Raw genomic sequence first — 13,017 nt, forward strand, 5'->3', positions numbered from 1 at the left:
ACCTGATCTACATCGGCACGCGTTTTGTCCAGCCGCATCCAATCCGGATCCGCGCATCTAAAGATCTGGTGTTCGGCACTCGTCAAGCCCTGCCGATGCACAAGGTTCTTATCCAGGTCCCTTTACCTTCGACTCTGGCACATACGTCACTGATGCGAATAACCCCCTTCCGTAATGGCGCAGGAAACAGGCTGGGCACTGGATCTATGTGCCTGGACGAAGAGCCATTTACCTGTTGAAGTCGGAGCCAACTCAGTTCCGCTCGATACACGCGCGATATGTGTGGAGTCTTCTCGTGCTATTCCTGCTTGAAGGTGACTTGCTCCGGGGTGCGAAGTGGTGAGCATGCCCGATGCTTAGCGGACAGATAGTGAGGCATGAGGCGCAGCATGTTTCACGTGAAACAGTCGCCGGCTGACCATCCCGGGTTCATCGGTGGGAGAGGTACCCGCCGCCTTCAATGGTGGTGAGTGCTCCAAGCAGGGGCATCCCCGGCGTTGCGGGCATAACGCCAAGCAAGCGTACTTGATGATTTTTCCCGTTCATCAATCGCCGGGGCACTCTGCCGGCGCTGCGGACAGTCGCACTCACCCGCAGGGGTGGCTGGCCTCAGTTACGGGCCGCGAAATCACTGTCGCCACAGGCCAAAAGCTGGGTGGTAACGAATCGGTGCGGTTGCAGGAGACAAGTTCCGCGCTGGTCGTGTTTCACGTGAAACGCAACGGCAAAGGCCACGACAGCGCCGGCGTCGGAGCATCCGCCCCGATAGATCCACGTCCCACATTTAGTGACATGATTACCAGAAATTCAGGAGCTGACATGCAAAAAGTGGCCACCGCCCGAAGGCAATGGCCACTTTCCGAAAACTCCTACATCGAACCCTGCAGGGCCCGTCCAAGATCAGGACAGAACGTCAGAGAATTCCTTTTCGAAGAACTGCTTCGGCTTGGCACCGATAACGGTGTTCTTCACTTCACCACCCTGGAAGAGGTAGACAGCAGGAATGGAAGTGATTCCGTACTGGGCAGCAATGGCAGGGTTGTCGTCGACGTTGACTTTGACCACGTCAACCTTCTCGCCGTACTCAACCGCAATTTCATCCAGGATGGGACCGAGCTTGCGGCAGGGGCCGCACCATTCGGCCCAGAAGTCAACGATTACCGGCTTATCGGCGGACAGGACATCGGTGCCGAAACTTGCGTCAGTTACATCTTTTGCGTTGCTCATAACCTTTTCTTTCTCTTCGAATAACAGTGGCGCAGATTATGCGGGCAGGTCTGCCAGGTAGTGTTCAACATCGATGGCTGCAACACATCCCGAACCCGAGGCGGTAATCGCCTGGCGGTAGGTGGGATCCACAACGTCACCGGCCGCGAAGACACCCGGGAGACTGGTCCGGGAGCTCCTCCCCTCTACGGCGATGGTTCCTTCCGGTGTCAGATCCAGGACATCCTTGACGAGGTCGGTGCGGGGGTCATTGCCGATGGCGACAAATACGCCCGTCACGGGAAGATCGGACAGGGAACCGTCCAATAGGTTCTTCAGCCGCAGACCGGTCACCTTGTCCGTTCCCAGGACGTCATCGACGGTGCTGTTCCAGACGAAGTTGATCTTTTCGTGGGCGAGTGCGCGGTCGGCCATGATCTTTGATGCCTTCAACGAGTCACGTCGGTGGACAACCGTTACCGATTTCGCGAACTTGGTAAGGAACAAAGCCTCTTCCATGGCGGAGTCGCCGCCGCCGATGACAGCGATGTCCTGGTCCTTGAAGAAGAAACCATCGCAGGTTGCGCACCAGCTCACACCGTGGCCCGAGAGCCGCTTCTCATTGGGCAGACCCAATTGCCGGTACGCAGAGCCCGTGGAGAGAATGACAGCCTTTGCCTTGAAGGTCTCCCCCGTAGCGATGGTGACCGTCTTGACGGGGCCGTCGAGCTCAAGGGCAGTTACATCCTCGAACTGGATCTCCGTCCCGAACCGTGCCGCCTGCTTCTCGAAGTTTTCCATCAGGTCCGGGCCCATGATGCCTTCCGGGAACCCGGGAAAGTTTTCCACGTCCGTGGTGTTCATCAGTTCGCCGCCGGCGGTTACCGAACCAGCCAGCAGCAAAGGCTTGAGGTTTGCCCTGGCTGTGTAGACGGCGGCCGTGTAGCCCGCCGGACCTGAGCCCACAATAATTACGTCGCGAACGTCCGACGCCGTCTTCTCTTCGATGGTCACTGGACCGTGAACCTCTTCCTTGTTCGACTCGCCTCCCCGTGGAGGCCGGCCACATGGCACAACTGTGTCCGGGTGCTGAATATTCCAGCGCCCGGACACCGTGGGCCATCGCAGGAGGCAGAGGTCCAGCCGTCGCAGGGCGCTCTTTGTAGACTACATTCCCTGCTGCTGTGGACTGGATTCCAGCAGCAGGTCTGCACTATTGCGACTGAGCGCTACTGGACCTTGATTTCGGCGAGCCGGAGACCGTAGCCGTACCGGGTCTTGGGGGCCGCAAGCTTGGGCAGTGCATTGATCGAGACGATGACGTACTGCGCCTGGACGGGTTCCGAAAGGGGCATGTTCAGGTCTGTGGACGTGAAGCTGTTTGTCCCCACTGCCTTGGCTCCGTCCATGGAAGGCCGGTCGTTGGTGTAAACGGTGATGTTGCCGCCCGATCCTCCGAGCTGGGAGAGCGTGATGGAAGAGATGGTGGCAGTGCCCTTCAACTTCACAACCAGCGGCACACCTTGGGGAGCCAGGCCTCCCCAGTTCTCTGTTGCGAACTCCATGTCCGACCAGTAGCTGGCGGCGTTGCCGTCATATGCCTTGACCAGGTCACCGTCAAAGGTCGCGGCGAAATCAAAGTTCCCCTGGCGGGTGACACTTTCGATGGCCGGCGGGACGACCGGGGGCGCGGACGGGGCTGCCTGCGTTGCCGGTGCAGAGTTCTGCTGGGCGCTACTGGTAACAGGGGCAGCCGTCGGCTTGGCCTGCGGTTCCGACGTGAAGAGGCTTCCCAGGTTGGTCACGGCGAAGATCAGGCCGGCGATCAGTACTACAGCCAGCAGTCCCCCAACCAGCCAGCGCATCGACCGGGGCTGGTTTTCGGACTCATCACGGTCATCGTCGTAGTCGTCGCGGTCAGCAAACGACACACCGGCGGCAGCGGGTGCTGCGGCGCGGGCGAAGAGCGCTGACTTGCTCTTGACCGGGCGGGGTTCCTCCGGTGCCTCGTCTGTGTCTTCGTAGTGGTCCTGGTCGGCCGCCTGGGCGTAGTCGTCATTGGACCAGAGGGACACCTTGGGCTTGCGTTCCCCGGCGGCGGGCTGGACACCTGCCGCAGTGTGGGCCACAGCAGCGGTATCGTTCGGGCCGGTGTCCGCGTCTGCGGAGGCTGAACGCTCGGACGTGGTTGCAGCATTGTGGGCCACAGGCTGCGCGGCGGTGGCATCGGGATCGGTCCGTGAGGAGCCCGTCCCCGTCTTCGTCGCGGGGGCCGCGGCACCAGCAGCCGCGGCACCAGCAGCTGCCGCGGCAGCGCCCGCACCGGCGGCAGCCGCGCCAGTGCGGCCCGTTGAAGCCGGCTGCTGGGCTGCGGGCCGGACCGGAGGCCTGGGCGGGACGGCAGGAGCCGACCGGGCAGGAGCCGGCCGGTCGGGAGCAGAACGGTAGGGATCAACCTGGTTGGGGTGCGAATCGGCGTAGCTGATGTAGCCTGCCTCGACGTGGTCTTCCTCGTCGTACGGTTCGGGTTCGTGCGACCGCGCCTGTCCGAAGATTTCACTGCCCAGCGTGTCCGTGAAGAACGGCTCCACGTAGGGCGGATTGGGGGCCACAACCAGGTCCAGGAGGTCGGCGGCCGAAGTGTGGTTGGTGATGAGGTAGGTGGCGTCCTCGGTTACGCCAAGGTCCAGGACCTGCACCGTTCCGGGACGTTCGCCGGTGGCCACTTCGCGGGCGCTCTGTGCAACCTGCTCCGTGTTCTCCGGTCCGGCAACCAGGATGCTGACCGGGCGGTTGAGGACCTGGTCCACACCATCCAGCACCAGATCGTGGTCGTGCGAGGCCAACACTGTGGCGGTGACCTTGTAGCGGCCGCCCAGTACTGATCCGACATCGATCGGGTTGGACACGTGTTCCTCCTAGACTGTCCGGGATTGCCGGCCTCGATGACGCAACCGCCCTTCAGGTGCCCGCGTCGCACGGCCTGCCCTGAATGCAACTACCCCTGTACCTGTTCGATCCTAGCCGATCCGCTCCCGGCGGCTGCGGAGAAGACGGGCGCCGCAGCGCACGGGATTTACTTTTTACGCTTGCGCCGGCTGCTGAAAAACGGGTTCTCGCCGGCCTTCCCCTGGTAGGTCCGCCGGCCGGGAAGGGGAATCTGTTCGCTGAGCAGTCCTCCACGGGCCGTGCTGGGCTGGTCCTCACCCGGCAGGTAGTCGCCTTCGGCACCCTGCGTCGGGCCGGCGTCGTACGGTTCCGGGCGGCGGGCCCCACGCTGGGGGTCCGGGCCCGCACGGAACGAGACGGCGTCGAACTCGCCGGAAATTCGGGGAATGAGGCCAGTGTCCACGGAGGTGGTGGCCCGCTCGGGATGGTTTCCGCGGCCAGTGGGGGACCCTTCAGAAGGAGAGGGCGACGGCGCGTCCCCGGCTTCCGGAGCAGGGGCCTGGCCGCCCCGGCCAAACCGTCCCAGCAGGGGCCGCAGCATGTCGCTGAGCTCAGAGACGCGGAACACCCGGAGGAGCAGGAAGTAGACGGCCAGCATGACGGGCCCGACGACGGCGAGCGTCACGAGTGCCTGGAGGCGGCCGCTCCACGCGAAGCCGTCCGGGTTGTAGCTGCCCATGAGCCACAGGGCGCCTGCGCCGGCAATGGCCGAGCCCAGGGCCGCGTACCCCATGCGGATGTACGAGTTGGCGATCCGCGGACCATCGAGGTGCCCCAGCATGCGGCGCAGGAAGAATGCGCTGATGACTACAGAGAGGATGTTGCCCACCATGTAGAGGACGGCGATGGCATAGATGATCTGGCCCACCGGCAGGAACTGGATTGCAAACGCACCGGCCACGTAGACCACTGCCAGGAGCAGCTGCACGTAGAACGGAGTGCGGGCGTCCTCGTTGGCGTAGAACACGCGGGACATCATGAAGTTGGCACTCATGAACGGGGTGCTGAGGGCCAGGATGGTCAGCGTCTGGGCCAGCATGACGCCGTCCTGCACCTTGCCGCCTGAGAAGAACATGCCCAGCGGACCTGCCAAGGCAAACAGCGCCAGCGCACCAAAGACGGTGGCCACGGCCATGGTCCGCAGACCGTGCGAGAGCGCATCCCGCAGTTCGGCCCGGTTGCCCTCCTGGGAGGCGCGGGTCATGCGGTTGAACAGCACGGTGGCCAGGGACAGCGCGATGATCGAGTGCGGCAGCAGGTACAGCTGGCTGGCCACCTCGAGGACGGCGTTGCCGGGCAGGGTGGACGCGGCCGGGTCCCCTGCCTCCTGCAGCCGGATGCGTTCAGCGCCGGGGATGGTGGCGATGCGCATGACATAGAGGAAGGCCAACTGCCCGACGGCGGCCGTCAGGAGCGTCCACACGCTCAGCTTGGCAGCGTGGCCAAGTCCCACGCCCCGCCAGCCGAACCGGGGTCGGAGTCCGAGTTTCAACCGGAAGACCGGCACCAGCAGGATGGCCGTCTGGGACAGCACGCCAATGGTGGAGAACCCGGCCACCAACAGTGTCTGCGTGGAACCCCAGTTGTCCAGGGTGTGGGTATTGACGTCGTTGGTGCCAAAGATCCAAATGAACATCCCCAGGCCGGCGATGGCCACCACGTTGTTCAGGATGGGCGCCCACATGGCAGGGCCGAATGCGCCGTTGGCGTTCAGGACCTGGGTGAGCAGCGCGTAGAGGCCGTAGAAGAAGATCTGCGGCAGGCACCAGAACGCGAAGGTGACGGCGAGGGCCTTCTGCTGTGGCGAGTACCCCTGCGTGGTCAGTTCGATGACCCCAGGCGCCGCCAGGGTAACCAGTGCTGTCAGGCCGAAGAGGAGCAGGACAGCCAGCGTCAGCAACCGGCTGATGTAGTCCGCTCCCCTGTCCGGAGCCTTGCTGGCCTTAATGATCTGCGGGACCAGCACGGCATTGAACACGCCGCCGGCCACCAGGAGGAAGATCAGGTTGGGCAGGTTGTTGGCATTGATGAACGTGTCATTGACCGTTGAACCGAGGCCCAGGGCGGTGCCGAGCATCCAGGTCTTGGCGAAGCCCAGGAAACGTGACACGAGCGTCCCGGCAGCCATGATGGCGCTGGAACGGGTCTCGCTGACGCCTGCTGCTGCAGGCTCCGCAAGGTCCGGTGCCGCCGGCTCAGGGGGTACGCCATGGTGCGCGGCGTCATCGGGCCGGCCGGACCGGTCGGAAGGGAAGTTGGTAGCTGACATCGACTTCATCGTCTCACCCGCGCGCACTTAACACCGCAACGGCGACGGCGGCGTCCGGGCTTAAAGGTGTCCGGGCAGGACCTCACGGGCGAGGTCGGCGATGCGGCGTTCGTTGGGGAAGGACAGCTTCCGGGCCAACTCCTGGATCGGCACCCAGGCCACATCCACGGCTTCCTGGTCGGGATCGTTCTCGATGGTCAGCTCGCCGCCCGTGGCACGCAGCAGGTAATGGTGCACGGTCTTATGGACCCGGTGGCCGCTGACGGTGAACCAGTAGTCGATGCTGCCCAGCGGTGCCAGGATGATGCCCTCGATGCCAGTTTCCTCGGCGATTTCCCGGACCGCAGCCTCTTCGTTGTTTTCCTTGCCCTCCGGATGGCCCTTGGGCAGGCACCACTCGAGGCGTCCACCCCTGTTAAGGCGGGCGATAATCGCCACCCTCAATTCGGCGTCGGACGTGTCCACCACAACGCCGCCCGCCGACACTTCCTCCACCGTGGGCAGCGATGCCGGTGCCGACTGCTGGGCAGGGGCAACGTGCGCACCGATTGCCGACGGCAATGGTGCGTTTGTCCTCCTGCCTGGAGCGCTCGGTACTGGATGGGCCATGGAGTCCACTCTAACGACTGTTGCCCTCCCGTGATGACCGGAACATGACACCAACATGGACGGGATATGACGCACTTTCCGGAGGGGAAGACGAATCAGCGCGGATCGTGACGCTTTTTTGGACTGCCAAGGCGCTGGTTTCTGCCAAGCTTAAGGAACTATGGCGCACGCACATCACAAGATTGATTCCCACACTGTCGACTTCAAGGTGCCCCCGGTGGTCCTGGAGCTCGGGCAGCGCTTCGTGGACGCCGGCCACGAATTGTCCCTGGTGGGCGGTCCCGTGCGCGACCTGTTCCTGGGCCGGACATCCCCCGACCTCGACTTCACCACGGACGCCACACCGGACCAGACCGTGGCCCTGGTCAAGAAATGGGCGGACAACTTTTGGGAGATGGGCCGGGCTTTCGGCACCATCGGCATGCGCAAGGCCGGTTTCCAGATCGAGATCACCACCTACCGGGCAGAGGCCTACGATCCTGATTCCCGCAAGCCTGTGGTGGCGTTCGGTTCCTCCCTGACGGATGACCTGCTGCGCCGGGACTTCACCATCAATGCCATGGCGCTCAAGCTGCCCTCCATGGAGCTGGTGGACCCCTTCGGCGGTGTCCGGGACCTGCACGCCTCCGTGCTGGCCACGCCGGGAGCGCCGGAAGCATCCTTCTCCGACGACCCCTTGCGGATGATGCGCGCCGCACGGTTCGCCGCCCAACTGGGGGTCTCGGTCTCCGACGACGTCCGCGATGCCATGACGGGAATGGCGGACCGGATCAAGATCATTTCCGCGGAGCGCGTGCGGGACGAACTGGTCAAACTGGTGTGCGGGGCCCGGCCGCGGACGGGCATCGATCTCCTGGTGGAGACAGGATTGGCCGAGCATGTGCTGCCCGAGGTATCCGCCCTCCGCCTCGAATCCGACGAACACCACCGGCACAAGGACGTCTACCAGCACTCCCTGCAGGTCCTGGAACAGGCGGCCGAGCTTGAAACGGACGCGCAGGGCCCCGTACCCGGGCCGGACTTCGTGCTCCGCTTCGCTGCGTTGATGCACGACGTCGGAAAGCCGGCTACGCGCCGCTTCGAGCCGGGCGGCGCGGTGAGCTTCCGCCACCACGACATGGTGGGTGCCAAGCTCACCAGCAAGCGCATGAAGGCGTTGCGGTTCGATAATGACACCACCAAGGCCGTAGCTCGGCTGGTGGAGCTCCATATGCGCTTCTATGGGTACGGCGACGCCGGCTGGAGCGACTCCGCCGTCCGCCGCTACGTCACGGACGCCGGGCCGCTGCTGGAGCGGCTGCACCGGCTTACCCGTTCCGACGTCACCACCAGGAACCAGCGGAAGGCCGAACGCCTGGCCTTCGCCTACGACGACCTCGAGTCACGGATCGCAGCCCTGCGTGAACAGGAGTCCCTGGACGCGGTGCGTCCGGACCTGGACGGTGCCCGGATCATGGAGCTGCTGGGCCTCAAGCCGGGCCCCGTGGTGGGGCGGGCCTACAAGTTCCTTCTGAATGAACGGATGGAGCACGGTCCGCTGCCCACCGAGGAAGCGGAGGCGCGCCTGCTCCGCTGGTGGGCCGAACAGCCTGAATCAGCACCTGCAGGACCCGGGGCCGAAGCCTCTCCCGCCGTCGTCGAACCTTCACCCGTTGAGGAGTCCAAGTGACCAGTCCCGCCCTAGCCCCGCGCCCCCAGCTCTGGATCCTCCGCCACGGTGAGACTGAATGGTCCAAGAGCGGACAGTACACCGGCCTCACCGACCTCCCGCTGACCGTGGAAGGTGAGCAGCAGGCCGTGGAGGCCCGCAAGGTGCTGGACGGCGTCGATTTCGACCTGGTGCTCACTTCCCCGCTGCGGCGCGCACGGCGAACCGCCGAGTTGGCTGGATTCCCCGATGCCCGGCACGAGCCGCTGGCCGTGGAATGGAACTACGGCGACTACGAAGGCATCAGCTCCGACCTGATCCGCAAGGACAACCCCGATTACCTGATCTGGACGCACGGCGTGCCCAACGGCGAGACCCTGGACGAGGTGGCCGCGAGGGCGGACAAGATCATCGGCCGGATCCTGGAATCCGGGATGGATAACGTGCTGATCGTGGCGCATGGGCATTTCTCCCGGATACTGACTGCCCGCTGGCTGGAATTGCCTCCCACGGAGGGACGGCACTTTGTCCTGGGGACTGCCAAGGTCTGCACCCTGGGATGGGATAAGAAGACACCCGCTATTGTCCGCTGGGGCCTCTAAAACTTATTTTTCGGGAAGTTTTACTCTTTTCCGGTAAATTGCTGGCAATTCACGGAAGCCTGCGGTACCTTTATTCCTGACCCCACGGTGATCCGCCTGGGCTCCAGACCGCATCGCAATCCACGCAGCGGACAGCAGAAAAGGAGGTTGGGATAATGATGACTTTGACTGGCGAATGGAATGCCACCATCAATGCGTTCCCGGCCTTTGCTGATTCCGCGCGCGTTGCCCCGGTCAATGCCGGCATGGGTGGGCCTGTCGCCCTCCCGGGCCTGCTGCGGCGCCGATAACCGGCACCAGCCTTCTCCGCCGGGACTGCCGCTGCGGTATCCGCCGAGTTACTGCCGGCAACGGACTGCTGCGGCTCTCCGCTGATTCCCTGAAGCAGTTCCTGGCGTAGCCACGTGCCCTGCCTTCGAACGGTCCTTGCCCGGAGAACCTGGCATTCGGCTTTTGCAGTTCCGCATTAGCCTCTTTCGCCGCGGCCTGTCTGATTGTGCTGATGTGTGCAATTTTCCCTGATTCCTTTTGTGGAATTCCCGCACCCTTTTGCATGCTCTTTTATGCCCTAAAACGGTGCTTATTTGTGGTGCCCTTTTTCATTCCTGATTATCAAAGAAAGGAGGTGGCTCCCTTGATACGACGAATCCTGGGACTCCTGTCCCGGCCTCTGCAGCGCCGCAGTTCCCTGAACAGTGCCCTGCTGGAGCAGCACCGGAACGACGTGTTCGTGCTGATGCACCAGCAGTTGGGCGGACTGCGCTGACAGCCGGCCCCGAACCTGGGGGAAGGGGCCGGCTGTAAGCTCGATTCCATGCACGAGACCCAGCCGCGGGAGGATGCACGACGGCCCCGCATCGTGGTGCCCAGCCGCAGTGATTCCCTGCTGAGGAATTTCACCGAGGTGATCGGCGGCCCGCTGGGGACCAGGGCTGATCCCGGCGTGGTCACACCGGGTATTTTCACTGTGGAGCGGGTGCTCATTGGCCTCACGGTGCTGGCGGCCCTGCTGGGGATCCTGTTGAAGGGTTACTGCAGGGTCAACGGGTGGTCGACGCCCACACAGTTCTATGCCACCTGCTATTCGGACTTCCCGGAGCTGTTCAGGAACCGCGGCATGGCGGCGGGGCTCTTTCCCATCCTGGGCAGTGGGAGCCAGTTTGAATACCCGGTGCTCATCGGTTTGATCGCGGGGCTGACGGCATGGCTGGTGCCAGGTGGGGATATCAACGCCCAGGCTCTGGCCTACTTCGACATCAACGCAGTCCTGCTGGCGGCGGTTGCCATCCTCACCGTGCTGGTGACGGCCCGCATGCCCGGCCGGCGTCCCTGGGACGCCGCCATGGTGGCGGTGGCGCCGGGAATCGTGCTGGCCGGAACCATCAACTGGGACCTTTGGGCTGCGTGCCTGCTTGCGTTGGGGATGTACTTCTTTGCCCGGCAGCGCCTCGTTTCCGCCGGAGTGATGATTGGCCTGGCAACAGCCACCAAGGTGTATCCGCTCCTGGTGCTGGGGGCCATCCTGCTGCTTGCGGTCCGTACCGGAAGGTGGCGCCCGCTGCTGGTAACCGCCGGCAGTGCTGCTGCCACGTGGCTGGTGGTCAATCTGCCCTTCGCTGTCGCAAACCCCTCCGGCTGGGCCTATTTCTTCCAGTACAGCGCCGACCGGGGTGCCGGTTACAGCTCAGCCTGGTTCGCCTACAACCTTGTGGCTGACCGGCTGGGCTGGTCCGGGCTTGGTGCTGAAGGCGTCAGCGTTCTGTCCACGGGACTCTTTGTGCTGGCCTGCGCCGGGATTGCCGCTGTTGCCCTGACGGCACGCCGCCGCCCACGGCTTGCGCAACTCGCGTTCCTGGTTGTGGCTGCCTTCATCCTGACCAGCAAGGTCTATTCGCCGCAGTACGTCGTGTGGCTCATTCCGCTGCTGGCCCTGGCCCGGCCACGGTGGCGCGACTTCCTAATGTGGCAGGGCATCGAAGCCCTGCACTGGGCGGCGATCTGGATGTACCTTGGTCAGGTGACCAGCGCAGGTTCCTCCCAGCACAACCTGGACATGCCCTACTACGTCCTCGCCGTAGCTGCGCACATGGCCGCGGTGGGCTACCTCATGGCACGGGTCGTCTGGGATATCTACGACCCCGCGTACGACCCCATCCGCCGGCACCACCTTGATGATCCGCACGGCGGCCCTTTCGCGAATGCGCCGGACCGGTTCCGGTTGAAGCCATTCCGGCCCGGCGCCCCGCTCCTTCCTCCGAAAGCAAGGTCCCATGCCTGATGTCGCGGTAGTAGGCTCCGGTCCCAACGGACTTTCGGCAGCAGCGGTCATGGCGCGGGCCGGGCTCTCAGTGGAGGTCTTCGAGGCTGCAGCCAAAATCGGTGGTGGAACCCGGACCACGGAGCTGATGCAGCCGGAGCACTTCCATGACGTTTGCTCCGCGGTGCATCCAATGGCCATTGCGTCCCCTTTCTTCCGTGCCTTCGAGCTGCCCCGGCGGGTGGACCTCATCACTCCGGACATTTCCTTCGGTTCGCCGCTGGACGGCGGCCGCGCAGCGCTGGCCTACAAATCGCTGGACAGGACAGCGGTGGAACTGGGGCAGGACGGCCCCGCCTACCGGCGGCTCATGGAACCCCTGGTCCGGCATATCGACGATGTCATGGACTTCACCCAGAACCAGCTCCTCCGGATCCCCCGGAACCCCCTGGTCGCGGGGATCTATGGACTGCGGACCCTGGAACAGGGGACCGGGTTGTGGAACGCCAGATTCCGGGACGACCTTGCCCCGGCCCTCCTCAGCGGTGTGGCCGCGCACGCCATCTCCCATTTGCCCTCCCTCGCAGCCTCCGGAGCCGGACTCATGCTCGGCGCCCTGGGGCACGCCGGCGGATGGCCCATCCCCCGCGGCGGCTCGGCGTCAATCGCGGCAGCACTTGCCGATGACATCCGGGCCCACGGCGGTGTCATCCACACCGAAACCCCGATCGACCGGCTGGAACAGCTTCCCGCCACCCGCGCCACCCTCCTGGACGTGGCCCCCGCGGGGCTGCTCGGCATGGCAGGCAGCGCCCTTCCCGCCCACTACCGGCGGGCCCTGGAGCGCTTCCGCTACGGCAACGGCTCCTGCAAGGTGGACTTCATCCTGTCCGGGCCGGTGCCGTGGCAGGCCGCCGGGCTTTCCGACGCCGGCACGGTGCACGTGGGCGGCACGCGTGCAGAACTGGCCCGCTCGGAGAACGAGGTCAGTTCCGGACGCCATCCCGAACGGCCCTACGTGCTGGTGGCCCAGCCTTCCCGCTTCGACTCCAGCCGCGCCCCGGCGGGCCGGCACACGCTGTGGACCTACTGCCACGTGCCCTCCGGCTCAACACAGGACATGACCAGCCAGGTGGTGGCCCAACTCGAACGGTTCGCGCCCGGCTTCCGTGACCTGGTGGTGGAATCGCACGTCATCACCGCGGCGGAGTTGGCTGAGTACAACCGCAACTACATCGGGGGCGATTTCAGCGCCGGTGTGATGGACGTCCGCGGGCTTGTCCAGAAGCCGGTGGTGTCCCCCGTCCCGTGGCGGACCCCGCTGCTGGCTGTCTACCTCTGCTCGTCGTCCACACCTCCCGGCCCCGGGGTCACGGGAATGCCCGGGATGCACGCGGCAAAGTACGCCCTCAAGGACATCTTCAAACTGCCGGTCCCGGATCTGGGGCTTTCCTAGAGGTACCGGTGACGGCCGGTG

At 64.4% G+C, this 13,017-nt stretch carries 11 protein-coding genes; 6 read left to right on the top strand and 5 right to left on the bottom strand.

Going from position 1 to position 13,017, the window contains the following annotated elements; genetic code table 11:
• Positions 1 to 900: 900 nt before the first annotated feature.
• From trxA to ACWRN3_RS12425, 5 genes are all read right to left on the bottom strand, one after another.
• Positions 901 to 1,227 (bottom strand): thioredoxin, encoded by a 327-nt coding sequence (gene trxA / locus ACWRN3_RS12405; RefSeq protein WP_159629398.1) that lies wholly within the window; start codon positions 1,225 to 1,227, stop codon positions 901 to 903.
• A 36-nt stretch (positions 1,228 to 1,263) separates the two neighbouring features.
• Complete coding sequence (gene trxB / locus ACWRN3_RS12410; RefSeq protein ID WP_476740798.1) at positions 1,264 to 2,220, bottom strand: thioredoxin-disulfide reductase; 957 nt, start codon at positions 2,218 to 2,220, stop codon at positions 1,264 to 1,266.
• 215 nt (positions 2,221 to 2,435) lie between these two features.
• On the bottom strand, positions 2,436 to 4,115 hold the full coding sequence (locus ACWRN3_RS12415) for a discoidin domain-containing protein (RefSeq protein WP_324643619.1): 1,680 nt from the start codon (positions 4,113 to 4,115) through the stop codon (positions 2,436 to 2,438).
• 167 nt (positions 4,116 to 4,282) lie between these two features.
• On the bottom strand, positions 4,283 to 6,424 hold the full coding sequence (murJ, locus tag ACWRN3_RS12420; protein WP_476740799.1) for a murein biosynthesis integral membrane protein MurJ: 2,142 nt from the start codon (positions 6,422 to 6,424) through the stop codon (positions 4,283 to 4,285).
• A 60-nt stretch (positions 6,425 to 6,484) separates the two neighbouring features.
• The gene (locus ACWRN3_RS12425; protein WP_159629410.1) at positions 6,485 to 6,985 is read right to left on the bottom strand and encodes an NUDIX hydrolase; all 501 of its coding nucleotides are present in this window, start codon (positions 6,983 to 6,985) and stop codon (positions 6,485 to 6,487) included.
• A gap of 208 nt (positions 6,986 to 7,193) precedes the next feature.
• Here ACWRN3_RS12425 and ACWRN3_RS12430 point away from each other — a divergent pair, with 208 nt between their 5' ends.
• From ACWRN3_RS12430 to ACWRN3_RS12455, 6 genes are all read left to right on the top strand, one after another.
• Positions 7,194 to 8,702, top strand: a complete 1,509-nt coding sequence (locus ACWRN3_RS12430; RefSeq protein ID WP_476740800.1) for a CCA tRNA nucleotidyltransferase — start codon at positions 7,194 to 7,196, stop codon at positions 8,700 to 8,702.
• Entirely contained in the window at positions 8,699 to 9,283 is a 585-nt protein-coding gene (locus ACWRN3_RS12435) for a histidine phosphatase family protein (RefSeq protein ID WP_159629414.1), read from the top strand. The genes ACWRN3_RS12430 and ACWRN3_RS12435 overlap by 4 nt, the downstream gene beginning before the upstream one ends.
• Positions 9,284 to 9,438: 155 nt before the next feature.
• Positions 9,439 to 9,573 carry a hypothetical protein gene (locus ACWRN3_RS12440; protein ID WP_476740801.1) on the top strand — a complete coding sequence of 45 codons (135 nt, stop codon included), beginning with the start codon at positions 9,439 to 9,441 and terminating at the stop codon, positions 9,571 to 9,573.
• 344 nt (positions 9,574 to 9,917) lie between these two features.
• Positions 9,918 to 10,049 carry a hypothetical protein gene (locus ACWRN3_RS12445; protein ID WP_476740802.1) on the top strand — a complete coding sequence of 44 codons (132 nt, stop codon included), beginning with the start codon at positions 9,918 to 9,920 and terminating at the stop codon, positions 10,047 to 10,049.
• A gap of 48 nt (positions 10,050 to 10,097) precedes the next feature.
• Positions 10,098 to 11,561 carry a glycosyltransferase family 87 protein gene (locus tag ACWRN3_RS12450; protein WP_476740803.1) on the top strand — a complete coding sequence of 488 codons (1,464 nt, stop codon included), beginning with the start codon at positions 10,098 to 10,100 and terminating at the stop codon, positions 11,559 to 11,561.
• Positions 11,554 to 12,996 (top strand): phytoene desaturase family protein, encoded by a 1,443-nt coding sequence (locus tag ACWRN3_RS12455; protein WP_476740804.1) that lies wholly within the window; start codon positions 11,554 to 11,556, stop codon positions 12,994 to 12,996. The genes ACWRN3_RS12450 and ACWRN3_RS12455 overlap by 8 nt, the downstream gene beginning before the upstream one ends.
• Positions 12,997 to 13,017: the final 21 nt, after the last annotated feature.

This window comes from Pseudarthrobacter sp. rb, from assembly GCF_056389225.1.